The organism is Streptomyces sp. NPDC048718, assembly GCF_043198875.1.
Classification (GTDB): domain Bacteria; phylum Actinomycetota; class Actinomycetes; order Streptomycetales; family Streptomycetaceae; genus Streptomyces.
Map to the genome: position 1 here is coordinate 87,483 of NZ_JBICVG010000001.1, position 25,207 is coordinate 112,689.

At 71.2% G+C, this 25,207-nt stretch carries 19 protein-coding genes and 1 tRNA gene; 13 read left to right on the plus strand and 7 right to left on the minus strand.

All coding sequences use genetic code 11. The annotated features are described in order from the left end of the window. Positions 1–438: 438 nt before the first annotated feature. A complete protein-coding gene (locus tag ACGFRB_RS00445; RefSeq protein ID WP_363001969.1) occupies positions 439–1,053 on the minus strand; it encodes a DUF461 domain-containing protein in 615 nt (204 codons plus the stop codon). Between the two features lie 909 nt (positions 1,054–1,962). Between ACGFRB_RS00445 and ACGFRB_RS00450 the strand changes: the two genes are divergently transcribed. From ACGFRB_RS00450 to ACGFRB_RS00475, 6 genes are all read left to right on the plus strand, one after another. Next, positions 1,963–2,445, plus strand: coding sequence for a CarD family transcriptional regulator (locus ACGFRB_RS00450; protein ID WP_003953493.1), 483 nt, complete (start codon positions 1,963–1,965; stop codon positions 2,443–2,445). A gap of 582 nt (positions 2,446–3,027) precedes the next feature. Further along, a complete protein-coding gene (ispD, locus tag ACGFRB_RS00455) occupies positions 3,028–3,777 on the plus strand; it encodes a 2-C-methyl-D-erythritol 4-phosphate cytidylyltransferase (protein WP_393237077.1) in 750 nt (249 codons plus the stop codon). After that, positions 3,767–4,327, plus strand: coding sequence for a 2-C-methyl-D-erythritol 2,4-cyclodiphosphate synthase (gene ispF / locus ACGFRB_RS00460; RefSeq protein ID WP_363001973.1), 561 nt, complete (start codon positions 3,767–3,769; stop codon positions 4,325–4,327). Before ispD ends, ispF begins: the two co-directional genes overlap by 11 nt. 293 nt (positions 4,328–4,620) lie before the next feature. Beyond that, on the plus strand, positions 4,621–6,024 hold the full coding sequence (gene cysS, locus ACGFRB_RS00465) for a cysteine--tRNA ligase (protein WP_393237081.1): 1,404 nt from the start codon (positions 4,621–4,623) through the stop codon (positions 6,022–6,024). A gap of 142 nt (positions 6,025–6,166) precedes the next feature. Further along, positions 6,167–7,123 (plus strand): 23S rRNA (guanosine(2251)-2'-O)-methyltransferase RlmB, encoded by a 957-nt coding sequence (gene rlmB, locus ACGFRB_RS00470; protein ID WP_393237084.1) that lies wholly within the window; start codon positions 6,167–6,169, stop codon positions 7,121–7,123. A 349-nt stretch (positions 7,124–7,472) separates the two neighbouring features. Then, positions 7,473–9,152 carry a DoxX family protein gene (locus ACGFRB_RS00475; protein WP_393237087.1) on the plus strand — a complete coding sequence of 560 codons (1,680 nt, stop codon included), beginning with the start codon at positions 7,473–7,475 and terminating at the stop codon, positions 9,150–9,152. A 318-nt stretch (positions 9,153–9,470) separates the two neighbouring features. On the opposite strand, the gene ACGFRB_RS00480 is transcribed toward ACGFRB_RS00475, so the two are convergent. The 3 genes from ACGFRB_RS00480 to ACGFRB_RS00490 form a co-directional block, all read right to left on the minus strand. After that, positions 9,471–10,184, minus strand: coding sequence for a nucleotidyltransferase family protein (locus ACGFRB_RS00480; RefSeq protein ID WP_361231964.1), 714 nt, complete (start codon positions 10,182–10,184; stop codon positions 9,471–9,473). A 31-nt stretch (positions 10,185–10,215) separates the two neighbouring features. After that, positions 10,216–10,674, minus strand: a complete 459-nt coding sequence (locus ACGFRB_RS00485; RefSeq protein ID WP_393237090.1) for a hypothetical protein — start codon at positions 10,672–10,674, stop codon at positions 10,216–10,218. 319 nt (positions 10,675–10,993) lie between these two features. Next, positions 10,994–12,091 (minus strand): sn-glycerol-3-phosphate ABC transporter ATP-binding protein UgpC, encoded by a 1,098-nt coding sequence (locus tag ACGFRB_RS00490; protein ID WP_363001984.1) that lies wholly within the window; start codon positions 12,089–12,091, stop codon positions 10,994–10,996. Between the two features lie 182 nt (positions 12,092–12,273). Between ACGFRB_RS00490 and ACGFRB_RS00495 the strand changes: the two genes are divergently transcribed. Together ACGFRB_RS00495 and ACGFRB_RS00500 are read left to right on the plus strand one after the other, a co-directional pair. Then, positions 12,274–12,347, plus strand: a tRNA-Thr gene (locus tag ACGFRB_RS00495). A gap of 254 nt (positions 12,348–12,601) precedes the next feature. Next, complete coding sequence (locus ACGFRB_RS00500) at positions 12,602–13,759, plus strand: SGNH/GDSL hydrolase family protein (protein ID WP_393237094.1); 1,158 nt, start codon at positions 12,602–12,604, stop codon at positions 13,757–13,759. Positions 13,760–13,910: 151 nt separating this feature from the next. Here ACGFRB_RS00500 and ACGFRB_RS00505 read toward each other — a convergent pair whose 3' ends face one another. Next, a complete protein-coding gene (locus ACGFRB_RS00505) occupies positions 13,911–14,846 on the minus strand; it encodes a 2OG-Fe(II) oxygenase family protein (protein WP_393237097.1) in 936 nt (311 codons plus the stop codon). A gap of 562 nt (positions 14,847–15,408) precedes the next feature. On the opposite strand from ACGFRB_RS00505, the gene ACGFRB_RS00510 reads away from it, so the two are divergent. From ACGFRB_RS00510 to bla, 5 genes are all read left to right on the plus strand, one after another. After that, the gene (locus ACGFRB_RS00510) at positions 15,409–16,122 is read left to right on the plus strand and encodes a CmcI family methyltransferase (RefSeq protein WP_363001990.1); all 714 of its coding nucleotides are present in this window, start codon (positions 15,409–15,411) and stop codon (positions 16,120–16,122) included. A gap of 35 nt (positions 16,123–16,157) precedes the next feature. Next, positions 16,158–17,111, plus strand: a complete 954-nt coding sequence (locus ACGFRB_RS00515; protein WP_393237101.1) for a CmcJ/NvfI family oxidoreductase — start codon at positions 16,158–16,160, stop codon at positions 17,109–17,111. Between the two features lie 21 nt (positions 17,112–17,132). Then, entirely contained in the window at positions 17,133–18,152 is a 1,020-nt protein-coding gene (locus tag ACGFRB_RS00520) for a 2OG-Fe(II) oxygenase family protein (protein ID WP_393237104.1), read from the plus strand. A gap of 200 nt (positions 18,153–18,352) precedes the next feature. Then, on the plus strand, positions 18,353–19,474 hold the full coding sequence (locus tag ACGFRB_RS00525) for a homoserine O-acetyltransferase (RefSeq protein ID WP_393237107.1): 1,122 nt from the start codon (positions 18,353–18,355) through the stop codon (positions 19,472–19,474). A gap of 441 nt (positions 19,475–19,915) precedes the next feature. Beyond that, positions 19,916–20,830, plus strand: a complete 915-nt coding sequence (gene bla, locus ACGFRB_RS00530; protein WP_393238158.1) for a class A beta-lactamase — start codon at positions 19,916–19,918, stop codon at positions 20,828–20,830. Positions 20,831–20,909: 79 nt separating this feature from the next. Here the strand turns inward: bla and ACGFRB_RS00535 are convergent, their stop codons facing one another. Continuing rightward, entirely contained in the window at positions 20,910–23,102 is a 2,193-nt protein-coding gene (locus ACGFRB_RS00535; protein ID WP_393237110.1) for a serine hydrolase, read from the minus strand. Positions 23,103–23,640: 538 nt separating this feature from the next. After that, positions 23,641–25,125, minus strand: a complete 1,485-nt coding sequence (locus ACGFRB_RS00540; protein ID WP_393237113.1) for a peptidoglycan D,D-transpeptidase FtsI family protein — start codon at positions 25,123–25,125, stop codon at positions 23,641–23,643. Positions 25,126–25,207: the final 82 nt, after the last annotated feature.

Consider the following 25,207-nt stretch of genomic DNA (forward strand, 5'->3'; position numbering starts at 1 on the left):
CAAGTTCGAGCCGTAGGCCGGCGGTCTGTTTCCTGTGGCCGGACGGAGTCCGGCGCTGTGTTCCGAAGCCCGTGAGGCCCCCTGGGGCCGAGTGGTGTGAGGGGCGCGGTGGGGGCAGGGGTTCGAGCCGGACCCGGGTGCGCCGCGTTACCTGGTGACGGTGCGCGGTCTGGGTTACAAGTTCGAGCCGTAGGCCGGCGGTCTGTTTCCTGTGGCCGGACGGAGTCCGGCGCTGTGTTCCGAAGCCCGTGAGGCCCCCTGGGGCCGAGTGGTGCGAGGGGCGCGGTGGGGGCAGGGGTTCGAGCCGTAGGCCGCATCCCTGCCCGCCCGCACCGGGCCATTCGCGTGGACGTGGCCGGGGCACCGCATGCGTGAAGGGCGCCCCCTCCCGGAGGGGGCGCCCTTCACGTACGTACGGAGTCGGTGACCCCGCGGAGGTCAGTGACCGGCCGCGTGGGTGGCCTCGCCCGTCGGGCTGGCGGTACCCGTGGGGGTCGCCGGCGCGGTCGGCGTGGGGGTGCCGGCCGGCGGGGTCGGCACGGAGGACGGGCCGAACTTCGAGAAGTGGCTGGTCGCCGGAACGACGAAGGCGTTCACCTTGGCCTCGCCGGTCTTGCTCAGCTTGAAGACGACCGGCTGCGCGTCGCCGTTCTTCGCGGCCTCGTGGCCGTTCTCGATGGTGGCGGAGGCGTTGCCCGCGCCACCGAGCAGCGTGTAGCCGCCGGCGGGAACGACGATCGGGCCGCTGCCCTTGGCGGGCGCGAGCTTCACCGTCGCCGAGGTGCCCGGGAGGGTGATCGAGTCGAGGGTCTGCTGCTTGTCACCGTTGTTGAAAACGGTGGCGGACACGACCGCGGGGCCCTCCGCACCGTGCTCGGGCTGGGTGATGACCAGGACGTTGAGGATCTTGACGTCATCGACCGAGACACCGGCGTTGTCCGGGCGGATGCCGAGCGTCTGTGCGTTGTTGCCCGCGGCACAGGCGGACAGAGAGGCGACCGAGATCACGAGGGCGGTGGCGGCGAGGGCGCCGCGTCGAAGGCTGCGGCTCACGGCGGCGGCAACTCCTAGGACGAACGGACAGGCTAAGGACGGGCTAAAGGTGTGTCAGCGGTAGGTTACCGAGCCGCTCTCCTCACCCCGCACCCGACCCGCCCCCTTGGGACTGTCCGGGGGTGTCTTGCCCGTCTCTGGCGCGTCACGCACCCTTCGCCGGACTCCACGGTGGACCCCTGACCTGCCCCGCCGCCCACCCCGCCATGGGGCCGCCCCTACATCGCCGCGAGCCCCTTCGTGCCGCCACGAGCCGTCGCAGGGACGCTGTGGGGCCGTCACGGAGCCGCCGCGGGCCCGTCGCCGGGCTGCCCCACCGGTCCCATTCGCTCCGGCCGCCCCATTCACCCCGTCCACCCTGTCCACCCCGTCCGCCCCACCCGGCTCACCGGCTCCGGGCCCCACTCCCGCGCCCTACCCGCCGCTTCCCTCAACGTCGATAACGCGCCTACATGGCCGGATCTCAACTCATTGCCTCGCCGTTTGCCCCTCGTTTGACCGGGCGTTCACATATCCGCCGTGATCAATTCGGCCACCGCGCGCACATTCCTCCGTCCGGGTCCTTCCGGAGGCATTCGAGAAAGCCCGGTGATCAATTCGGGAATCGGTCCGGACGGGTGGTCGATCACCTCGCCGGTGCTCGAACGGAGTACGTGAAGAGCGCCACACCGAACCAGGCGAACCAGGGCATCACACCCGCCACGACCCCCTCCCGGCACCTGTGACGCCACTGTTTCTCTGCGTCCGCGCAGCCGCTCCGACCTGCGAATACCGCATGCCGGAAGGCGTCCGCAGCACGTCCGCCGCGTTGTTGTCAAGCCCCGAGATATGCCCTGACCTGCGAAAACGCCATTCAGAAGAAGCTGTATCCGTGTTACCCTGGATAGCCACGGAAGGGGTACCTGTCACATGACGTTCAAGGTTGGCGACACCGTGGTCTATCCCCATCATGGGGCCGCGCTGATCGAGGCTATCGAAACTCGCCAGATCAAAGGCGTGGACAAGACCTACTTGGTGCTCAAGGTCGCGCAGGGTGACCTGACGGTGCGCGTGCCGGCGGACAACGCCGAGTTTGTCGGTGTTCGCGACGTGGTCGGCCAGGATGGGCTGGACCGGGTCTTCGAGGTGCTGCGCGCGCCGTACGCGGAAGAGCCGACGAACTGGTCCCGTCGTTACAAGGCAAATCTGGAAAAGCTCGCCTCCGGCGATGTCATCAAGGTCGCCGAAGTGGTGCGTGACCTGTGGCGTCGTGAGCGCGAGCGCGGACTCTCCGCCGGTGAGAAGCGCATGCTCGCCAAGGCGCGCCAGATCCTGGTGAGCGAGCTGGCCCTCGCGGAGAACACCAACGAGGACAAGGCCGAGGCACTTCTCGACGAGGTCCTCGCGTCCTGACCCCGACACCCGAGCCGACCGCCTGACGCCTGGCACACCCGCCATGTCATCAGCACGACGCACGATGCCGCAGTGCCCGTAGACGTCCTGTGAATCACGGTGGACCACTGAGAAGTGGTTCACCGAAAGGTTCCACAGTGCCGTCGCCGGGCACTGCGGCATGTTCGTCTCTCTGCTCGGCCTGCTCGGACCCCCCTGACCCCGACCCTGATCCCCTGATCCTGGATCCCCTGATCCTGGATCCCCTGATCCTGATCACGACGATCCCCGATACCGACCACCGACCCTGAGCGATCCTCGATCCCGGTCGCCCACCCGGTCCCGTACCCGGCTGATCCCACGCCTGGCTCGGCACCGGACCCGGATGACCGCCGGACCTCCGGGATCATCCAGGGACGACCCGGGGACCCTCCGGGGATCACCCCGGACCCGGATCACCGGGTTCCTCCCGCGGCTCTGCACGGCGCCACCCGACCGTACTCACGGAAGGGGCCGGAAGGGGCCCGGTCAAGGCGTCACCGTCAAGCTCATCGACGCCATACCCACGTCGCCCGCGGAAACAAACCTGCCGGAGTGCAACCGATGACAGACCAAGCGCGTGAAAGCCGGACCGCCGTGGTGATCCCCGCCGCCGGCCGTGGTGTCCGCCTCGGCCCGGGCGCCCCCAAGGCGCTGCGCGCGCTGAACGGCACGCCCATCCTCATCCACGCCGTCCGGGCGATGGCCGCCTCCCGCGCCGTCTCCCTCGTCGTCGTGGTCGCCCCCGCCGACGGCGCGGCCGAGGTCGAGAACCTCCTCGGCGCCCACACCCTGCCCGACCGGACCGACTACGTCGTCGTTCCCGGCGGCGACACCCGCCAGGAGTCCGTCCACCTCGGACTCAAGGCGCTGCCCGACGACGTCACCACCGTCCTCGTCCACGACGCGGCCCGCCCGCTCGTCCCCGCCGAGGTCGTCGACACCGTCGTCGAGGCGGTACGGGGCGGGGCCGTGGCCGTCGTGCCCGCGCTGCCCCTCGCCGACACCGTCAAGGAGGTCGAACCGGCCGAGCGGCCCGGCGACCCCGAGCAGGTCGTCGCGACACCCGTACGGGCCCGGCTGCGCGCCGTCCAGACTCCTCAGGGTTTCGACCGCGACACCCTGGTGAACGCCCACGCCACCATCGCCCTCGCGGGCGAGGGAGCCACCGACGACGCCGGCATGGTCGAGAAGCTCGGCGCGCCCGTCGTCGTGGTGCCCGGCCACGAAGAGGCGTTCAAGGTGACCCGTCCCCTCGACCTCGTCCTCGCCGAGGCCGTACTCGCCCGCAGGAGGGCCAACGATGGCTTCTGACAGCACCGCCCCCGAGGCCACTCCCGAGGCCGCCCGCGCCGCAGGCTCCCCGGCGGCCGCCCAGGCGCCGGTCCTTCCCCGGACCGGCATCGGCACCGACGTCCACGCCTTCGAGAAGGGCCGCGAGCTGTGGTGCGCCGGCCTTCTCTGGGAGGGCGAGGAGTACGGGCTCGCCGGGCACTCCGACGGCGACGTCGCCGCGCACGCCGCCTGTGACGCGCTCTTCTCGGCCGCCGGCATCGGCGACCTCGGCGCCCACTTCGGCACCTCCCGCCCCGAGTGGTCCGGCGCCTCCGGGGTCACCCTGCTCGCCGAGGCCGCCCGGATCGTCCGCGCCGAGGGGTACGAGATCGGCAACATCGCCGTACAGGTCGTCGGCGTCCGCCCGAAGGTCGGCAAGCGCCGCGCCGAGGCGCAGAAGGCGCTGAGCGAGGCGGCCGGCGCGCCCGTCTCCGTCTCCGGCACCACCACCGACGGACTCGGCCTCACCGGCCGCGCCGAGGGCCTGGCCGCGCTCGCGACCGCGCTGGTCTACCCCGTACAGCGCTGACCCGGCCCCGGGCGTACCACCCCGGAACCCCGAAACTCCGGAACCCAGGCATCCCGGAACCCCGGCACCGTCGGCTCTGACGTACTCGTACTTCCCTACCGCAGTACGTCAGGGCCGTCAGGGCCGTCAGGCCGCCAGAGCCACCAGGGGGCCGCCGGACCAACCGGCCCCCGGGCGGGAATCGCCCAAGGAACGTGTCCACGGGCGCGTCGGCGGGTGTCCGCAGTCGGGAAAGTCGCCGTGATCCCCTGGCGGGTCTCGGGGCATCGCCGCTCGCCCACTACTCTGGTGTGGTGACTATTCGCCTGTACGACACCAGCGCCCGGCAGACCCGTGACTTCACCCCGATCAAGCCGGGCTGCGTCTCGATCTACCTGTGTGGCGCGACCGTGCAGGCCGCACCGCACATCGGGCACATCCGGTCGGGGCTGAACTTCGACATCATGCGCCGCTGGTTCGCCTACCGCGGCTACGAAGTGACGTTCATCCGCAATGTCACCGACATCGACGACAAGATCATCGCCAAGGGTGCCGAACAGGGCCGTCCGTGGTGGTCGATCGGCTACGAGAACGAGCGCGCCTTCAACTCGGGCTACGAGTCCCTGGGTTGCCTGCCGCCCACCTACGAGCCGCGCGCCACCGGCCATGTCACCGAGATGGTCGAGATGATGCGAGGCCTGATCGAGCGCGGCCACGCCTACGTCTCCGACGGCAGCGTCTACTTCGACGTGCGCTCCTTCCCGGAGTATCTGTCGCTGTCCAACCAGGACATCGACGACCTGCGCCAGCCCGACGAGGGCGTCTCCGGCAAGCGCGACCCGCGCGACTTCGCCATGTGGAAGGCGACCAAGCCCGGTGAGCCCGACTGGGAGACCCCGTGGGGCCGCGGCCGTCCCGGCTGGCACCTGGAGTGCTCGGCGATGGCGCACAAGTACCTGGGCTCCGCCTTCGACATCCACGGCGGCGGTCTCGACCTGGTCTTCCCGCACCACGAGAACGAGATCGCCCAGGCCCGCGCCTTCGGCGACGACTTCGCCCACTACTGGGTGCACAACGCCTGGGTCACCATGAGCGGCGAGAAGATGTCGAAGTCGCTGGGCAACAGCGTCCTCGTCTCCGAGATGGTGAAGAACTGGCGTCCCATCGTCCTGCGCTACTACCTGGGCACCCCGCACTACCGCTCGATGATCGAGTACAGCGAGGAGTCCCTGCGCGAGGCCGAGGCCGCGTTCGGCCGGATCGAGGGCTTCATCCAGCGCGCCACCGAGAAGGCCGGGGTGCCCGTCGCCCCCGCCGACGAGGTGCCGCCGGCGTTCGCCGAGGCCATGGACGACGACCTGGGCGTGCCGGGCGCGCTGGCGATCATCCACACCACCGTCCGCCAGGGCAACAGCGCGCTCGCCGCCGACGACAAGGAAGCGGCGATCGCCCGGCTCGCCGAGGTGCGCGCCATGCTCGGCGTCCTCGGTCTCGACCCGCTCGACCCGCACTGGGCCGAGGAGAGCGACCGCGGCGAGGAGCTGCACGGCGTCGTCGACACCCTCGTCCGCCTGGTGCTCCAGCAGCGCGAGTCGGCGCGCGAGCGCAAGGACTGGGCCAGCGCGGACGCCATCCGCGACCAGCTGAACCAGTCCGGTCTGGCCATCGAGGACGGCCCCGACGGCCCCCGCTGGTCGATCGCCGGCTCCGGCCGTTGAGCGGCTTCGCCGAGCCGCCGATGTACCGATGAGTGTGCCGTCCGGGTCTCCGGGCGGCACACTTCACTTACAGACACATACAGACTTACGCATGTACGCGCGCGTACATCAGGTACGCAGGTAGAGGAAACAGGTAGCACTCATGGCCGGGAACAGCCAGCGCAGGGGACGTCGCACGTCCAACAAGAAGGGCGCGACGGTCGGCAGTGGTGGCAACCGGCGCCGCGGCCTGGAAGGCAAGGGCCCGACGCCCAAGGCGGAGGACCGCAAGGGCCACAAGGCGTACCGCGTCTCCAACGCGATGGCCCGGAACGCGGCCAAGCGCAAGCCCGTCGCCCGCCGCGGCGGCAAGGGCCAGTCCGAGATGGTCGTCGGCCGTAACCCGGTCTTCGAGGCGCTGCGCGACGGCGTGCCCGCCACCACGCTCTACGTCCAGCAGTTCATCGACAACGACGAGCGCGTGCGCGAGGCCCTGAACCTCGCCACCGGCCGCGGCAACATCAACATCATGGAGGCGCCGCGCCCCGAGCTGGACCGGATGACGAACGGCCTGAACCACCAGGGTCTCGTCCTGCAGGTCCCGCCGTACGAGTACGCGCACCCCGAGGACCTCGCCGAGGCCGCCTACGACGACCACGACGACCCGCTGATCGTCGCCCTCGACGGCGTCACCGACCCGCGCAACCTCGGCGCCGTCGTCCGCTCCGTCTCCGCCTTCGGCGGTCACGGTGTCGTCGTGCCCGAGCGCCGCGCCGCCGGCATGACGGCGGGCGCGTGGAAGACCTCCGCCGGTACCGCCGCCCGTACGCCGGTGGCCCGCGCCACCAACCTCACCCGCTGCCTGGAGCAGTACCAGAAGGCCGGTCTGACGGTCGTCGGTCTGTCCGCCGACGGCGAGACCGAGGTGCACGAGCTGGACGCGCTGTCCGGCCCGGTCGTCATCGTGGTCGGCTCCGAGGGCAAGGGCCTGTCCCGGCTCGTCGGCGAGACCTGCGACTTCCTCGTCCGCATCCCGATGCCGGGCGGCGCCGAGTCGCTGAACGCCGGTGTCGCGGCGGGTGTCGTGCTGTACGAGGCGGCCCGCCGCCGCAGGGGCTGACGCCCAGAGGTATCCGTTGTCCGGGATCCCGGCCAACGGATACCCGAGAAGACGTACGGCCCGGCTGCGGGGTGGCATATGCCACCCCGCAGCCGGGCCGTTCCGTCTCCTGTTCCACACCCGGGCCTGCCCCCGCCCGCGCTCCCGCCCGTCTCCGCCCGCGCTCCCGCCCGTCTCCGGCCGATTCCGCGAGCCCGCGACACGCGCGGGTTCGCGCCCGGCGCACGCCCGGCGCGGACGCGCCCACCCCCGCTGACCTCGGCAGCGTCCGCCCCGCCCCCGATCTTGACGGGCCTCGGACATTCCCGCGCCGTCAAGGCAGTGTCCTAACCGCGCGTCACTCGGTTAGATGAGTGTGGACACCAGAACGCCCCGGCCGGGGTTCGACGATCAGCCCGCGCTGAGCATGCTCAAGGTGGATTGCGATCCCGCCCAGGTGATCGTGAACCACGCCAGCTTCCGTGTGCGCCTCGCGCCGGCCCACCAGCCGAAGTTCCCCGCGAGTCCCCGTATCGCCCAGCTCGCCGGAGCCGCCGGGCTCACCGTCGGCACCCGGCGCAGGCCCGTCGTATGGACCGGGAAGTCCTCGCCGGCCGCCGCCGGTCTGCTCCAGGCCGTCCGCGACACCGTCACCCCGCGCGCCCCCGGCGCCGGTGCCGGAGGCGGGGTCACCACCCTGGACCCCGGCACCCGCGCCTTCCCGCGCTTCGACGACACCATGCCGAACCCCGTGGTGCCGTCGCCGCCCACCACCCCGCTGCTGCCGCCGATGCGGCGCGCCGAGGGGGCGTACGACAACCTGTACGCCGCCGCCCCCGGCGATCCGTACGACGAGGACTCGTACGACGACGAGGGCTACGACTCCTACGACGGAGCGCACGGCGGCCACGGCGGGCACGCTGAGTACGACGGGGCCGATCCGCGCGCCCGCGCCGCCCAGCGGCACGGCGTCGACCCGGTCCGGCACGCCTACTACCCCGGCCGCCGGATGAACCTCGGGGTGGTGCTGCTGCCGCTGCGGGTGTTCCTCGGCTGCATCTCCGTCTACGCGGGCATGGGCAAGCTCTGCGACCCCGTCTACTTCGACGGCGGCGAGCGCGGCTCCCTGGTCAAGACCCTGCACGCCCTGCACCCCTGGCCGCCGGCCGAGCCGCTGCGGGACTTCGCGCTCCAGCACCCCGTCGGCTCCGGACTCACCGTCGCGTTCCTCCAGATCATCGTCGGCGTCCTCACCGCCCTCGGCCTGTGGCAGCGGATCGCCGCGGCCGTCGGCGCGGTGCTGTCGGCCGCGCTGATCCTGACGCTCAGCTGGAAGTCCGTCCCCGCCTACGAGACGCCGGACATCATCTATCTGGCCGCCTGGTCGCCGCTGATCATCGCGGGCGCCCCCGTCTACTCACTCGACGGCCGGCTCGCCGGCGAGGCCTGGCGCACCCTCGGACCGCGTTCCGAGATCTGGGAGCTGCGCCGCCGGGTGCTGCGCCGCGGCACGATCATCACCGCGGTCGTCATCGGCGTCACCCTCCTCGTCGGCTCGGTGCTCGGCGGCGCGGTGCGCTCCACCGAGATGGTCACCGTGCCCGGACCGAACGACGACCCGGTCAACCACCTGCCGGGGCGGCCGCTCCCGCACGAGCCCGGAGCCGTCGACACGACCCGTACGACCACGGTCCCGCCGAAGCCGGCCGCGACCAGCGGCGCGAGCGGGACCGCCGGGACGCAGGAGAAGAGCGCGCAGGAGGCCAAGCCGACCGAGGCGGCGCGCGAGCCCCAGCAGAGCACCTCGCAGAGCCCGACCGCGACGCAGGGCACCGGCACCCCCGGCCGGCCCGGCGGCGGGACGGTCGTCCCGCCGCCCGTCTCCTCGACGACCGGTGCCCCCGCCGGCGGCGCGGGCGGCTCGACGGGCGCCGGCGGTACGAGCGGTGCCCCGGGCGGCGCGAGCGACGGCGGCAGCGGTGGCGGTTCCTCGGACGGCGGCTCGTCCTCCGGCGGGGCGCACAACCCGATCGGCGGCCTGCTGGGCTGAACCACCGTCCCGCCCCGTGCGCAGGGGGGCAATGGGCAAGGAAGGGGCCCCGGGTGTCAGGAGACACCCGGGGCCCCTTCGCGTGGGTGGCGTGGCTCCGGCGGCTGTACGTGGGGGAGAGGAGGCGCGGGCGCGCGCCGGCGGTGCGGAGTTCCGTACGGCTGCCCGGGCGGGGCTGCCCTGCGAGGGCGGGCTGGGGGCGGGGGCTGCGGCCGTACGTACGGCAGACGGAGTCACGGGGGTGCCGTGGCGCGCGGGAGTCCCGTCGTACGTATGCGAGCGCTGCCGTGGCCGTGCGGGGGCGCCGTACCGTCGGCGTCAGCGCTGGGTGGCCAGCTCCCGGGCCGCTTCCGTGAGGTCCTTGGCGGTGTCGATGGCCCGCCAGTACGCGCCCTGGGGCAGCGGGAAGCCCGCGAGACGGCGCTCGCGTGCCAGCCGGGGGAAGGTGGTGCGCTCGTGGTCGCCGAGGTCCGGCAGCAGGCCGGTGAAGGCCGCGGAGAAGACGTACACGCCCGCGTTGATGAGATACGGGGACGGCGGCGACTCGATGAAGTCGGTGATGTGGCCGAAGGCGTCGGTCTCGACGGCGCCCCAGGGGATGCGCGGCCGGGCGAGGGCGAGGGTCGCGGTGGCGTCGCGCTCGGCGTGGAACTCGGCCATCTCGCGCAGCGAGAAACGGGTCCAGATGTCGCCGTTGGTGGCGTACCAGGGCCGGCCCGGCTCGGGCAGGTGCGCGGCCGCGTACTTGAGCCCGCCGCCGCGGCCCAGCGGCTCGGACTCCACGACCGTCGTCACGCGCAGCGGCAGATCGGCGCTCTCCAGCCACTCCTGGAGCACCTCGGCGAGATGGCCGCAGGAGACGACGGCGTCCGTGACTCCCTCGGCGGCGAGCCAGGACAGCTGATGGCCGATGATCGGGGTCCCGGTGCCCGGGATCTCGACCATCGGCTTGGGGCGGTCGTCGGTGTACGGGCGCAGCCGCGAACCCTGGCCGCCCGCGAGGATCACGGCCTGCGTCGGGAAGGTATGCATACCGGGAACGATATGCGGGTCCGGCGGCGCCTCAGCTCGCGCGCATGACGCCGAGCGCGAAGGAGGTGTCGCAGACGGGGCGGGAGAAGGACTGCGCGCGCGTGGGGCCGTAGTGCCGGACGGCGGCGGCGCCGAGGGACCGGGCGATCGACATGCAGTGCTTGGCGAGCGACGGGCGGTTCTCCACCTCGCGCTGGAGGTGGGTGAGGGCGGTGCCGGGGTCCTTCTCCTGGAGTTCGGCGAGGAGCCGGTCGCGCAGGACGTCCTGCGGGGCGCGGGAGACGGCTCGGGCGCCGGTGGTGTCGGAGGCGGAAGTGGCGTTCGTCGCCGACGCGTTCATCGCCGACGAGGCAGTCGACGCGGTCAGCAGCTGGGTCCCGTCCTGGCCCGCCCACGGAACGGCGGACACCGCGAGCGTTCCGGAGAGCACCAGCACGACGGGGAGGACGAGGGCGAGAGAGCGGCCGATACGGCGGGCAGAATGGTTCACGGAGCCGAGCGTAGCGGTCGGTAATGACCCGACGTCATTTAGTCACCCTTGCGGGGGATGATTCTCTTGGGTAGTTCGAATTCCGTGTTGACGCCCGGGAGTCGGCGCGGGGGCGAAGGGCCAGTTCCGCCACGGTTTTCGGCCGTTCGGCATTTCATGCCGGATGGCGTGGCGCCGTACGGCGACGGCCCCGCCCCCGTGGTCGGGGCGGGGCCGTGTGCGGCTGTGGCGGTCAACGGGCCGGGCGGGCCGGTCGGTTGGGGCCGCCGGGGCGCTGGGGGCCGACTGGGGCCGGTGGGGGCCGCCGGGGCCCGCCGGGTCAGTTGGAGAGGCGCTCGCCGGTCGTGGTCGAGAAGACGTGCAGCTCGGCCGCGCGCGGGGTGACCTGGAGGGTCGAGCCCTTCGCCGGGACCTCGCGGCCGCCGACGCGGACCACGATCTCCTTCTCCTCGCCGCCGACCCGGGTCGTGCCGTACACGAAGCCGTCGGAGCCCAGCTCCTCGACCACGTTGACGTGCACGGCCAGGCCGTCCTTGCTGGTGGCGCCGGCGATGTCGAAGTGCTCGGGGCGCACGCCGACCGTCACCGTGGTGTCGCCCTTGGCGGACGCGGCGGCGATCGCCTCACGGGAGACCGGGACGACGCTCGCGCCGAACTTCACGCCGCCGTCGGTGATCGGGACCTCGATCAGGTTCATGGCGGGGGAGCCGATGAAGCCGGCGACGAAGAGGTTCGCGGGGCGGTCGTACATGTTGCGCGGAGTGTCGACCTGCTGGAGCAGACCGTCCTTGAGGACCGCGACGCGGTCGCCCATGGTCAGGGCCTCGGTCTGGTCGTGCGTCACGTACACGGTGGTGATGCCGAGCCGGCGCTGCAGCGAGGCGATCTGCGTACGGGTCGAGACACGGAGCTTGGCGTCGAGGTTCGACAGCGGCTCGTCCATGAGGAAGACCTGCGGCTCGCGGACGATGGCGCGGCCCATGGCGACACGCTGGCGCTGACCGCCGGACAGCGCCTTCGGCTTGCGGTCCAGGTACTCGGTGAGGTCGAGGATCCGGGCGGCTTCCTCGACCTTGGAACGGATCTCGCTCTTGTTGACGCCGGCGATTTTCAGGGCGAAGCCCATGTTGTCGGCGACGGTCATGTGCGGGTAGAGCGCGTAGTTCTGGAACACCATCGCGATGTCCCGGTCCTTCGGCGGCAGGTGCGTGACGTCGCGGTCGCCGATCCGGATGGCGCCGGAGCTGACGTCCTCCAGGCCGGCCAGCATGCGCAGCGACGTGGACTTGCCACAGCCGGAGGGGCCGACGAGAACGAGGAACTCGCCGTCCGCGATCTCGATGTCGAGCTGGTTGACGGAGGGCTTTTCGGCGCCGGGGTAGACCAGCGTCGCCTTGTCGTACGTGACGGAAGCCATGGTGATGCGTCCCTTCACCGGCAGGAACGTGCCGGACGATCCGAGTAAAGGAAGGATGGAGGTCTAGTCCACCTGGGTGAACCGCGTGTGACGCTACCTGGCCCCGTCCGATCTGTCAGCAGCCGGGGGACCCTGAGATTTCCCGCATCCGGCGCGCGGGCGTTCGTTACACTGCATCCGTTGCCTCCTTAGCTCAGCTGGCCAGAGCACCGCTCTTGTAAAGCGGGGGTCGTCGGTTCGAACCCGACAGGGGGCCCTGGTGCGAATTTCTGACCTGGGGTTTCTCCCCGGGGCGGACGCCCTGATCGGCCTCGGACGTTTCGTCCGGGGCCGTTTTGCGTGGGTGGGCGTGCGGGTGCGGGTCGGGCCCGCGGTAGGGCGGGGCGGCGTGGAGGTCTTGGACAGGTCGGGTGAAGTGCTGCCCCGGGGTCGGCGTCGGCGGCGCGGGGGTGCGGGGTGCGTGCTATGGGTAAGCGGTCGAGTGCTCTCCGTGGTCAATGAAGGAGTGGGATGCGTCTACCTTCCCTCGCTCTGAGCGTCACCCTCGCCGCCGGCATCGCCGCGAGTCTGCTGACCGGTCCCGCCGCCCACTCCGTTCCGGCCGCGGGCCGGAGCGTGGACACGGAGGTGGCGGCATCCGCCCCGGCGGCCCGGCAGCGGGCTGCCGCGCCGCTGAAGTGGACCGCGCTCGGCGACTCGTACAGTGCCGGGGCCCTCATTCCCCGCTGGGATCCCAGTGACGGCTGCGGCCGGTCGAACCACAACTGGGAGCGGCAGCTGGCCCGGCGGCTGGATGCCGAGGGCTCCCGTGGGGTCCGGCTCACTGACGTCAGTTGCGGTGCCGCCGCGATCGACCAGGGTGTGCTGGACAAGCAGCCCTGTGAACTGCTCCTGGGGCCGCCGTTCAACCGGGGTAAATGCGGCTGGCCGGCCAAGCCCGCGCAGATCGACGCGCTCAAGGGCGACGAGGACGTCGTCACCGTCGGGATCGGCGGCAACACCCTCGGATTCGCCGAAGTCCTGGCCACCTGCCTGGAGATGGGGGTGAAGCAGGGGACTCCTCCCAGCCTGGGCCCGGGGTGCAGCGACCACTACGAGCGCGGGGCGGGCAAGGAGTGGCTGGAGGCCAAGTTCGCCACCCTGACCCGCGAGTACACCACCATGATGGGGCGGATCCACAAGGACGCTCCGCACGCGAAGGTGTTCCTGCTGGGCTACCCGACGGTCGTGTCCAAGCCGTTCAATCAACTCACCTGCTACTGGGGCAACTTCAAGCGCCTCGGCACTCTCCGCCTCGGCGTGGACGGCGACTTCGTCATCGGGCTTGAACAGCGGCTCAACGAGGTGATCGAGCGGCAGGCGCAGAAGAACCCGCAGTGGGCGACCTATGTCGACACCTACCGGTCCAGCCAGGGGCATGGCGTGTGCGCCAGGGGCGAGGAGCAGTGGATGTACGGGGTGTTCGACGACCTGGTGATCCCGCCAGGCGAGACCAAGCCGGCCGATCCGGCCGAGTACCAGTGCCCGCAGCGCGACGAGCTGCCGGCCGGTGTGCCCAAGGGTGAGGCGTGCACCCTCGTCCACCCGAACGTCCGCGGCGCGGCGAACCAGGCCGACCAGATGCACGCGGCGTTCCGGCACGCGGGTCTGACGCGGGGATCCGTGTAGGCGCGGCGGAAGGACGGGGAGGCCCAGGCCGGATGGTTCCGGCCTGGGCCTTCGTTCGGTGCCGGGGAGGGGCTCGGCGGGTCACCGGTGGCCGGCGGGGTCCGCGTCCCGGGGCGGAGTCATGCGCCCGACGTCATGCCCCCCCGGCGGCTCACGCCGTGGTCTTCGTGCGGAGGTTCACGTAGTTGCCCGCGATCCAGTCCTGGAACGTGGCGGTGGCACCGTCCAGCGAGATGTCGAAGCCGCACTTCCTGGCCAGCGGGACCGAGAAGGTGAAGTCCGGGTTGGGGCGCAGGAAGAAGACGCTGGACGTCCGGCCGCTGCCCGACAGCATGTCCCTTCCCGGCGCGGCGACATGGTGCCGGGGAGCCTTCACCTGGCCGCCCGTCGCGAGGGTCGCGACGGCTCCGCAGAAGACCAGCACCAGGTCCGGCCGGGCCGGCAGGTCCACGAAGGCGCCGTCGATCTCGACCTGAAGGCTCACGAACCCGTTGGCGCACGGGGTCTGTTGGATGAGCGTCACCGTCGACAGGTCGTAGTGCGGGGCCATCCGCAGCGGCTCCTCCTCGGCGCTGCGGTGCTCGGGGACCTCCGGGAAGTGCCGGAACCTGAGGACGGGTTCGCAGTCGACGAAGGCCTCGACGCCTCCGTCCGGCCGGGAACCGGTCGTCTTGAGGACCTGGCGGGCCACCTCCCGGGAGACCTCGTACATGCGGTCGAAGTAACCGGTCCAGATGTCCTTGAATTCCGCGGTGGGGAAGAGATTGCCCGATGTCCCCATGGAGTAGCACATGGAGTAATCGGTGTACGAACCGTTGTCGGTGACCTTTGCGGTGCTTTCCGACTCAAGTCCCGTGAATCCGCGCCGGATCGTCGGATCCGCGGCGGTGACGGCCTGTTTCTGTTCCTCGGTGCCGTGCTCGAAGAAGTCGATGGCGATGTCCCGGGACGACTTGTGATCGGCCTCGGTCAGGCCGCTGTCCGACAGGAAGAACACACCTTTCTCGGCCAGGCAGCGACGGAATTCCTCCTGGTGGAGACCGGACTGGAGGGACGGCAGGCTGAAAACGGGGACGACTGTGTCCATCGGTACTCAGTGCTCCTTGAACGACCGGGTGGTTGACGTCGGCGGGCAGGGGGAGCCGGCGCGGGCGTGGGGCCGGGACTCGGCCGGCGGGCGGTTTCCGTGATGCGTCCGCCAGATGCTCGATCTCCGCCTCGGTGGTGCGGAAGTTCATCGGTATCCGCAGCGAGGGCCGCCTCTGCCCTCGGTCGCGGCCGTCTCGACAGGGTCCGGAACGGGCGGTCCGCCCATGCCGGTTCGAGGCGGTTCGTCCATCTCGGGCCGAGAAGCGGGACCCGGGCCCCGATGGGGGTGGACGGTGTGCGGCCGCGGGTGCCGTCCCGGCCGGCCAGGGCCGTGGCGTGCTCTCCCGGGTACACGGACGAATATCGGGTCCGGCGGAATTCGAGCGACGCATCGGACGATAACAGCAACCCCGGATCCGGGAAAAGGTAAACCCCCTGGAATGCGCCAAAATTCACTGGAGAGATACCCGAGAGGGTGGCGAGAGGAGGTCAAGAGGGGTGCGGGTTAGCGTGATACACGAGAAATGCGATGCGAAATACAGGGAGAGGTCGAGAATCCATTGAACGACTATTCTCGCGAAGAATTCGTGGACCTGAATAAATTCCGGGGGCTGGGTGAGGACCCGCTTCACCGGCCGCCGGTGCTGACGGACCGCCCGCGTGACTGGCCGCTCGACCGATGGGCGCAGGCGCCGCGCGATCTGGGCTACTCGGACTTCTCCCGGTACCAGTGGCGGGGGCTGCGGCTGCTCAAGGACCCGGAGGCCCAGGCGGCCCTGCACGACCTGCTCTGGGAGTTCCGCCCCCGCACCATCGTCGAACTGGGCGTGTACAGCGGTGGTTCCCTGCTCTGGTTCCGCGACCTGGCCAAGCTCATGGGCATCGACTGCCAGGTGATCGGCGTCGAGAAGAACCTCTCCAACTGCCGTATCCCGGAAGCCGAGATGGCGGGCATCTCGCTCCACGAGGCCGACTGCACGGACCTCGGGGCGCTGGAGAAGATCCTCGGTGACGTCGCCCACCCGCTGCTGTTCATCGACGACGCGCACGCCGACACGTTCAACGTCATGCGGTGGGCGGTCGACCGACTGCTGCACGAGGGTGACTACTTCGTCATCGAGGACATGATCCCGTACTGGCACCGGTACAGCCCCACGCTGCTGGAGAAGTACCTGGCGTCCTTCAAGGACGTGCTGACCATGGACATGGTGTACGCCAACGCCGGCCCCCAGCTGGACCGGGGCGTCTTCCGGCGTACCGCGGCGAAGGGCTGACCGGCGCCGTGCCCGCCGCCTCCGAGGTACCCGACGTGCCCGCCGGCCCCGCTGTGCATCCGGCGTCCGCCGTGTCGACCGTCCTGCACTACGCCGCCCCGCTGACGTCGGGCGCCCCGGACGAGCCCTGGTGCATCGACGCCCTGTCCCGGCCCCCCGAGGTGATCTTCAACTTCCGCATGGTGCCGCATGAGACGGTCGTCATGGATCTGCGGGACAGCGAGGTGCGGCCCACCCTCGACACGATGGGGTTCGAGAAGGTGATCGCCCCGACCCGGGTCGACCAGCGGGCCCTGGCCGGCCAATCCGGGCCCGCCCTCGACCGGTACCGGCGGGAGACCATCGAGCTGCTGACCTCGGTCACGGGCGCCGCCCGCGTCGAACTCTTCGACGCCACCCTCAGGCGGCAGGACGCCACCCCCTCCGGGGCGGCCCCCAACCAGACGCCGCACCTGCGGGTCCATGTCGACCAGACCCCGTCCAGCGCCCGGGCGCGCGCCGTCCTGCGCGGCGGGGAAGAGCGCCGCTACGGCCGGTTCCAGATCGTGAACGTCTGGCGGCCCCTGCTGGAACCCGTCCGCAACTATCCGCTCGCCCTGTGCGACTACCGGTCGCTGGACGTCCGCGCGGATCTGGTGGCGACCCGGCTGGACTTCCCCGACTGGCTCAAGGACCGCGAGAGCTACTCGGTGAAGCACAGCGCACGGCACCGCTGGCACTACTGGCGGTCGCTGTCGCCGGACGAGGTGCTCCTCTTCAAGTGCTATGACAGCGCGAGCCGTTCGCTGGCACTCGCCGCCGGTGATGCCGGTGCCGGCGCCGGTGATGCCGGTGCCGGCTACGGGGGAGCCGAGCCGCCCGGGACGCCCGGGGCGGCGGCCGACGTGGCGGGACTGTGCCCGCACACGGCGTTCTACGACGACAACGGGCCCGCCGAAGGGCATCTGCGGACCTCGCTCGAAATACGCGCCGTACTTTTCTACGACTGATCCGGGAAGGAATGGTCCACCATGACGGACACGTCAGGGCTCCGCGTACCCACGTTCAGCCTCCCTGAGCTGAAGAAGGGCGAGGGAAGAGAGGAATTCCGGGCCTGGGTGACCAAGGCCGGGTTCTTCTACCTCACCGACTGTGGTGTCCGGGAACAGGACCACCGGCTCGCCACCGACACGGCGATGGAGTTCTTCGCACAGGGCACGCCTGAGGAGAAGCAGGCCATGCGGGCGAAGAATCCCACCATGCGCCGCGGCTTCTCCGCGCTCGAAGCCGAGAGCACGGCCCAGGTGACCAAGACGGGCACCTACACGGACTACTCCATGTCGTTCTCGATGGGGATCGACGACAATCTCTTCCCCTCGGACCGCTTCGAGAAGGTCTGGACGGACTACTTCACCGGCCTGCACACCGCTGCCCTGGACGCCGCCCGGATCGTCATGGAGGCGGCCGGGACGTACGACGGCCCGGGTCGGGGGACGGGCGAGGGCTCGGGGGACGCGCCCGGCGGCGGTACGCACGGAGGGGCCGGCCGCCGGGACGGCGACGTACTGCTGGACACCGCCCCCGTGCTGCGCCTGCGGTACTTCCCCGAGGTGCCCGAGCACCGGGTCGCCGAGCACGAGCCGCGGCGCATGGCCCCGCACTACGACCTGTCCCTCGTCACCCTGATCCACCAGACCCCGTGCGCCAACGGCTTCGTCAGCCTCCAAGCCGAGATGGACGGGCGCATGGTCGACCTGCCGCACGTCCCGGACGCCGTGGTCGTGCTGTGCGGGGCCGTCGCGCCGCTGGTCACCCGGGGCGCCGTGCCCGCGCCCCGGCACCATGTCCGCTCCCCGGAGTCCGGACTGCGCGAAGGCAGCGCCCGCACGTCGAGCGTGTTCTTCCTGCGCCCCTCGACGGAATTCGGCTTCTCGGTCCCCAAGGCCCGTGAGTACGGCCTCGAAGTCGACACCCTCGACGGCGAGACCGCGACCTTCGGCGACTGGATCGGGACCAATTACGTCACGATGCACGCGGCTCCCGCGTCCTGATCCGCCCCCTCTTCCGGCGGCCTCACCCGACACCGACACCGACACCGACACCGACACCGACACCGGCCCGGCGACGGCGATCCACCCGTCTCCGGGCCGCGCGGCAGCGATCACCCAGGCCCCGGTCCGGCGGCGACCGCGTCCCCCCGGTCCGGCGGCGGAGGCCCCCGGCCCCCGCCCCGGCGGCAGAAGGAGTGCGCATGCGACTGAACAACACCGGTGCCTGGCAACCCGGCGATCCGCCGGGCAACCGCCGGTTCATCACCACCCACCCCGCCGAGGCCCCGCTGCCGCTGCGCTGCGGGCGGAACCTGGGGCCGGTGACCATGGCGTACGAGAGCTGGGGCGCGCTCGCCCCGGACCGGAGCAACGCGGTCCTCATCCTGCCGCCGCTCACCATGAACAGCCACGCCGCCGGGCCCGCCGGGCCGGGGCATCGCGCCGAAGGCTGGTGGAACTCCCTGATCGGGCCCGGAAAGGCGGTCGACACCAACCGCTTCCACGCCGTCGTCATCAACAACCTCGGAGGCTGCGACGGCAGCACCGGGCCCGCGAGCCTCGACGCGGAGGGCCGGCCCTGGGCCTCGCGCTTCCCGGCCCTCGAGATACGCGACCAGGTCGACGCCGAGGCCGCGCTGGCCGACGCGCTGGGCATCGAGCGCTGGCACGCCGTCGTCGGCATGTCCATCGGCGGGGCGCGGGCCCTGGAGTGGGCGGTCTCCCGGCCGGACCGGGTGGACCGGCTGCTGCTCGTCGCCGCCGCCGCGAGGACCTGGATCGAGCAAGCCGGGCAGTTACACATCGAGTTGGAACTGATCCAGCGCGACCCGCACTTCCACGGCGGCGAGTTCTACCACCTGCCCGAGGGCTGCGGCCCCCGCACCGGCAGCGCACTCGCCCGCAGCTTCTCCCACATGCGCTACGGCACGGAGAGTTACTGGCAGGACCGCTTCGGCGGCGAGGCATGGAACCAGGACCCGGACGGCGCTCACGACCGCTTCCGCGCGTATGTGCTGGCGCAGGGCGACAAGCTGTGGGAACGGTTCGACGCCAACAGCAATCTGGTCCTCTCCGAGACGGCCCTGCGGGCCACCGTGGGCCGGGGGAGGGCGAGCGTCGATGACGCGCTTGCGCAGGTGACCGCCCGTACGCACGTCGTCGGCTTCACCACCGACCGCGCCTATCCGCCCGCCGCGCAGCGCGAACTCGCCGCCGGCATCAAGGGCGCCACGGCACACATACTGGAGACGGACCTCGGCCATTACGGCTTCATGCTGGCGCCCCACCTGGTCGAGCCGTATCTGCGGTTGACCATGGGATAGAGCCGGCCCGGGCTCGCCGTGCCGCTCGTGGGCGCGTTCATGCCCACCCCTGGTACTGCTGACCCGCATACGGGCCGGCGAGCGGCCGGCCGGCGCCCTGGCGGGTGAGGCGCGGACCGTACTCTCCCAGGGCTGACGGACGCTGGATATACGCGCGTTGGCAGGACTGGCGAGCCATGGACGTACGGGCATTCGGAGGTCTGCGCGAGTAGAGCGCGCGATCGGATGAGCCGAGTTGAACCGTTCTGTCCCTGGGGCATAGAACAGCGGCGAGTCACCGTTCCCGCGCCGGGCGCGGCGGATGCGGCCCGGCTGGTTGAAAGCAGGTACCGCGCCATGTCCTCGCCCCTGTCGTCGCCTTCGTCCCCGGCCTCGTCCGCGTCTCCGTCCTTGTCTTCCGCTTCGTTCTCGACCTCGCCCTCGCTCTTAGAGCGAACCCGGCTGACGCGTCGCGGCTTCGTCACCGCGGCGGCCCTGCTGTCCCTGGCGGGATGCGGCGGTGGACGGGACGACTCGGCCGCCTTGGCGAAGCGGGCGCCGGCCCCACCGGCGGGCTCGCCCTCCGCCGCGAAGCCCCTGGAGCTCCCGGCGCTCGCCGCGCTCGAAGACAAGCACGACGCCCGGATCGGGGTGTACGCCCTGCATACCGGAACGGGCGCCACGGTCACGCACCGGGCGGCCGAACGCTTCGCGTTCTGCTCCACGTTCAAGACGCTCGCCGTCGCCGCCGTCCTGCACGGCAACTCGCTCGGCCACCTGGACAAGCACATCAGTTACGGGTGGGGCGACATCAACTCCATCTCGCCCGTCACTCGCGAACATGTCGCGCACGGCATGACGATCCGCGAACTCTGCGACGCGGCCATCCGGTTCAGCGACGGCACGGCCGCCAATCTGCTGCTCCACGACCTCGGCGGTACCGAGCGGCTGAACGCCTACCTGCGCGGGCTCGGCGACCACGTCAGCCGTCTCGACCACTACGAGCCCGAGCTGAACGCGATGCGCCCGGGGGACCCGGCCGACACCACCACACCCGAGGCCATCGCCGCCGACTACCGGCGACTCGTCCTGGGCAACGCGCTGTCCGAGGACCGGCGCGCGTTCCTCAACGATCTCCTGGAGCGCAACACCACCGGCGGCAAGCGCATCCGGGCCGGCGTTCCCGGCGGCTGGCGGGTCGCCGACAAGACCGGGACCGGGGACTACGGACGGGCCAACGACGTCGCCGTGGTGTGGCCGCCGCGCTCGGCGCCCCTGGTCCTGGCCGTCATGTCCGAGCGTTCCGACTTCAAGGCCGACCCCGTCGAGTCCCTGATCGCCGAGGCCACCCGGCACGTCGTGACCGCGCTGGTCTGAGCCGTGTGCCCCGGCCGGCCCCCGGCTCCCGGCCCGAGGGCTTGGAGGCCGGGGGCCAGGGGCCTGGCGCCCGTCCCGGTCAGCCGAGTCGGGTCAGCCGCGTCCAGTAGGACGGCTCCGGGCGCTCGGACCGGAGTGCCACGGGGACACGCTGCGCCTCCTTGCCGCTGCCCACGACAAGCTCGCCGACGACGGTCGCGGCCTTCCTCTCCGCGCCGAGGTCGATCTCCTTGTCGCGGAAGGCGAGGGTCAGTTCCTGCCCGGGGACCCCGACCACCTTCATGTCCTTGGTCGCCATCACCGGCGTACGGCCGCCCAGGCCGTCGTCGACGTAGCCGAGGACCTGGCCCGAGCGCACCACTGTCGAGGTGGTGAGGGCGCCCCGTACCGCCTCGATGACCTTCTTGCTGTTCTTCAGCACCAGCGCGAGGCTGTCGGCGCCGTTGAGGTCGGGTCCCGGGGCGTGCTGGTCCATCATCGTGCCCAGGATCAGCCGGTCCACGCCGTCCACCGTCTTGTAGGAGGCCCAGGAAAGGGTGCCTCCGGCAGGGGTGTTGGAGCCGGTCTTGATGCCCCGGACGCTCAGCCCGGCCGAGGTCAGCTGGTTGTTGTTGTAGATGCGGCCGACGCCGGGGATGTCGGCGTCGGGCATGGCGACCACCGCGCGGAACGTCTCGAACTTCATGACGGCGTCGGCGAGTTTGAGCTGGTCGACGGCCGTGCTGACGGTTCCCTTGTCGAGCCCGCTGGGGTCGGTGTACGTGGTGTTCGTCATGCCGAGCGAGGCGGCCGCCTCGTTCATCTTCTGGACGAACGCGGTCTCGTCGTCGGACTTCGTGTTCCAACGGGCCAGCATCCGCGCCACGTTGTTGCCCGACGGGATCATCAGCATCTTCAGCATGTCCTGGAGCGCGAAGGTCTGGCCGACCTCGAGACCCTCGATGCGCGACTCGTCCTTGGCCTTGCCCTCTTCGACGGTGCGGGCGTCGATGGTGATGCTGGGGCCCTGCTCGTCCCGCTTGATCGGGTAATCGCGCAGGAGGACATAGGCCGTCATGATCTTGGCGACGCTCGCCGTCGGGACGGGCTTCTGCTCGCCGAACGTTCCGATGGTGCCCGAGCCCGCGACCATGACCGCCGCCTGTCCCTTCGCGGGCCACGGCATGTCGAATGTGCCCTGGCCGACCGTGGCCGAGGACGACTCGACCACGACCGCGGGCGCGGGCAGCGGGCGCAGCAGCTGGGCGCCGACGACACCGAGGGCGAGGAGCCCCACGATCGGCGTCCAGATCTTGAGCCGGCGTAGCAGGGTGCGGGCCGGCCGGGGCGGCGGCGGGGGCGTGTTGGTGAGTTGGGCGAGCAGGGTGAGCGGCGCGGCGGGCGGCTGCGCGCCGTCGGTGCCCCGGTCGGTGTCCCGGTCGGAGCCCCGGTCGGTGCCGGGGGCGGCGGAGGGGTCGGCGGAGAAGAACGGGTCGTCGGCCCACTTGGTGGAGGGAGCTTCGGTGCCGGGGGCGGTGGTGCCGGGAGGGGTGACCGGTCCGGCGCCGGGGAGGTCGGTGACCCTGAGCGCCATCGTTCTGCCGGACTCGACGGCGGCCTCGTCCGCGAGTGCCCAGGACGGGATCGCTCGCGTGGTCTCGGACGACTCGGCGGCGGCACGCGCACCGGGCCCGCTCCCGGCGGTCCGGCCGGAGCCCTCGGCGGAGACCGAACCGGCGTCGGAGCCGGCGCCGGTGTCTGTACCGGTGCCGGTGCCGGTGCCGGCCGCGCGGCCGGATGCGGGCGCGGATGCGGGCGTCCTGGCGGGGGCCGGGACGGGGGCGGGGGTCTCGGAGGGCTTCGCGGCCGTGGCGCCGTCGCCGTCGGCCTCGGTGTCGTCCTCGGTGGTCGGCGGCTTGGGGCGCGTGTCCCTCGCGTCGAAGCCGCCGTCGGTCTTCGAGAGTTCGGCGACTATCGGCCCGGTGCCCAGGGTCAGGGTGCGGCCGCGCGAGGCGTCCGGAGCGTCCTCGACCGGACGGTCCTCGTCCGGCCCGGCCGGTGCTGTCGTGCCGGACGGCCCGTTCGGCCCGTTCGGCCGGTCTGTGCCGTCAGGGGTGTCCGAGCCGCCGGGGGCGCCTGTGTCATCCGTGCCGGCCATGTCTTCCGTGCCGGCCATGCCGTCCGACGGCCTGGTGACGGCGTCGTTCTTCGTCTCCAAGGCCGCTTTCCCGGAGGGCTCCGTCCGGGGGTCGTCCTGACCGTGGGCCCCGGCGTCGGGAGTCGGGTCCGCCATCGCTGTCTCCTTCGTGCGGTCGCGGCACATACGTCCTGCAGGACGGGGGACCTGGCGCGTCACACGTCCTGTAGGCGAGTGCGGGTGGTTCTCGCCGGGCGACCTGTGGCCCTGGAGGGATGGCTGGTGATCATCACGCGGCGGCGCAGTCAGCGTAACCGATCATTTTGCATGGATAGCGGAGTACAACGCTCCCGAATGGCCGAAAATCAATGTGGAACCAAAGGGGCCGTTTTCGCTTCGCCGAACCCGTTCCCGGACCTGCTCGGGGTGGTGGGGGAACTTCCGCTGGTCGTGCCTGTCCGACCTGGTGTTTCCCGGTGCGGAAATCCCCGGGGAAGCGGGTCGGCGGCGCGGGGGAAGCCGTCGGCGTGCCCGGGCTTCCCCCGCCCGTACCCGGGCGCCCTTCAGGGCGAACCGGCCGAATTCGATCGATCCGAACCGGCCGCCCGCCGCCCCGCCTGCCGTCTGCGGACCACCGGAGCACCCGGGCGGCCGGAGCGCGGGCCGGCGGCGGGGCCGGTCCCGGGCGGCGGGGTCAGTCCTGGAGGACCGCCTGCATCACCTTGCGCGCGATCGGCGCGGCCAGCGAGCCACCGGAGATGTCCTCACGGGAGATGTCCATCGCGGTCGGGTCGATGAAGACGGCCACGGCGACCGACTCGCCGTTCGGCTTGACGCCGTAGGAGACGAACCAGCCGTACGGGACCTGGTCGCGCACGTTCACGCCGCGCTGGGCGGTGCCGGTCTTGCCGCCGACGGTGATGCCGTCGATCAACGCGCGCCGCGCGCTGCCCTCCTTGGCGGTGAACTCCATCATCTCCCGTACCTTGGCCGCCGTTTGGGAGGAGACGGCCTGGCTCATCACCTTGGGCTCGTGCTTCTCCAGGATGTCGAGGCTGGGGGCGCGCAGCGTGTCGACGATGTACGGCTGCATCACCTTGCCGTCGTTGACCAGGGCGGCGGTCACCATGGCCATCTGCATCGGGGTACTGGTGAGACTGCCCTGGCCCATGCCCGTCAGCGCCGTGCCCGGCTTGTCGAGGCCGGCGGGGTAGAGGCTCTTGACGGCGCGCAGGTCACCGAGGTCGGAGGAGTAGACGTCCTCGTTGTACCCGAACTTCTCGGCCGTTTCCCGCATCTTGTCCGCGCCCACCTTCACGGCGGCGTCGAGGAAGACGTTGTTGCAGGAGTGCTGCATGGCGGTCTTCAGCGAGGCCCGGTCGCACACGGCGTCCCCGGCCTCGCTGCCGATCTTGTTGGTGGACAGCGGCAGCGGGTACGGGGACACCGCGTCGGTACGGGCGTCGACGTCCGTCACCACACCGTTCTCCAAGGCCGCCGCCGCGGTGAGGATCTTGAAGGTGGAGCCGGGCGGGAAGGTCTCCCGAAGCGCCCGGTTGGCCAGCGGCTTGCTCTTGTCGTCGTTCAGCTTCGTGAACCGCTCGCCTTCCTTGAGGGAGTTGCCCGCGAAGAGCGAGGGATCCGCGGTCGGGGCCGAGACCAGCGCGAGCACCTTGCCCGTCTTCGGTTGGAGCGCCACCACCGATCCGCGCGCCCCGAGCTTGGTCAGACCCTTGTAACCGGCTTCCTGGGCCTTGGCGTTGATAGTGGTGACGACATCCCCGCCGCGCCGTTCCTTGCCGGTGAGCACCTGGGTGAACCGGTCGAACGCGAGCCGGTCGTCGGTGCCGCTGAGGATGCTGTCGTACGTGCTCTCCAGCAGGGTCGCGCCCATGGACTGGGAGGCGTAGCCGGTGACGGGCGCGTACATGGGGCCGTTCTTGTACGTGCGCTTGTACGTGAACTCCGCGCCGTCCGTACGGACCGACCCGGTGATCGCGCGGTCGCCGACGATGATGTCGCCCCGGGGCATCGCGTAACGGCTGATCAGGACACGGCGGTTGTTGGGGTCGTTGGCGAGCTTGTCGGCCTCGGCGTACTGGATCCAGTTGGCCCGCAGCAGCAGGGCGAGCATCAACAGCCCGCAGAAGACGGCCGTATGGCGCAGCGGCTTGTTCACGCGGCACCGCTCTCGAAGGTCGTGGGCCCGGCCGGTGGGACCGTCACGGCCGGCTTTCCTCGTAACAGCGGTATCAGAGTGA

Coding starts and splice junctions, on each gene's coding strand:
- ACGFRB_RS00490 (WP_363001984.1), bottom strand. CDS start 12,091: ATGGCTTCCGTCACGTACGACAAGGCGACGCTGGTCTACCCCGGCGCC.
- ACGFRB_RS00450 (WP_003953493.1), top strand. CDS start 1,963: ATGACGTTCAAGGTTGGCGACACCGTGGTCTATCCCCATCATGGGGCC.
- ACGFRB_RS00480 (WP_361231964.1), bottom strand. CDS start 10,184: ATGCATACCTTCCCGACGCAGGCCGTGATCCTCGCGGGCGGCCAGGGT.
- rlmB (WP_393237084.1), top strand. CDS start 6,167: ATGGCCGGGAACAGCCAGCGCAGGGGACGTCGCACGTCCAACAAGAAG.
- ACGFRB_RS00505 (WP_393237097.1), bottom strand. CDS start 14,846: ATGGACACAGTCGTCCCCGTTTTCAGCCTGCCGTCCCTCCAGTCCGGT.
- ACGFRB_RS00520 (WP_393237104.1), top strand. CDS start 17,133: ATGACGGACACGTCAGGGCTCCGCGTACCCACGTTCAGCCTCCCTGAG.
- ACGFRB_RS00475 (WP_393237087.1), top strand. CDS start 7,473: ATGAGTGTGGACACCAGAACGCCCCGGCCGGGGTTCGACGATCAGCCC.
- ACGFRB_RS00535 (WP_393237110.1), bottom strand. CDS start 23,102: ATGGCGGACCCGACTCCCGACGCCGGGGCCCACGGTCAGGACGACCCC.
- ispF (WP_363001973.1), top strand. CDS start 3,767: ATGGCTTCTGACAGCACCGCCCCCGAGGCCACTCCCGAGGCCGCCCGC.
- ispD (WP_393237077.1), top strand. CDS start 3,028: ATGACAGACCAAGCGCGTGAAAGCCGGACCGCCGTGGTGATCCCCGCC.
- ACGFRB_RS00525 (WP_393237107.1), top strand. CDS start 18,353: ATGCGACTGAACAACACCGGTGCCTGGCAACCCGGCGATCCGCCGGGC.
- ACGFRB_RS00500 (WP_393237094.1), top strand. CDS start 12,602: ATGCGTCTACCTTCCCTCGCTCTGAGCGTCACCCTCGCCGCCGGCATC.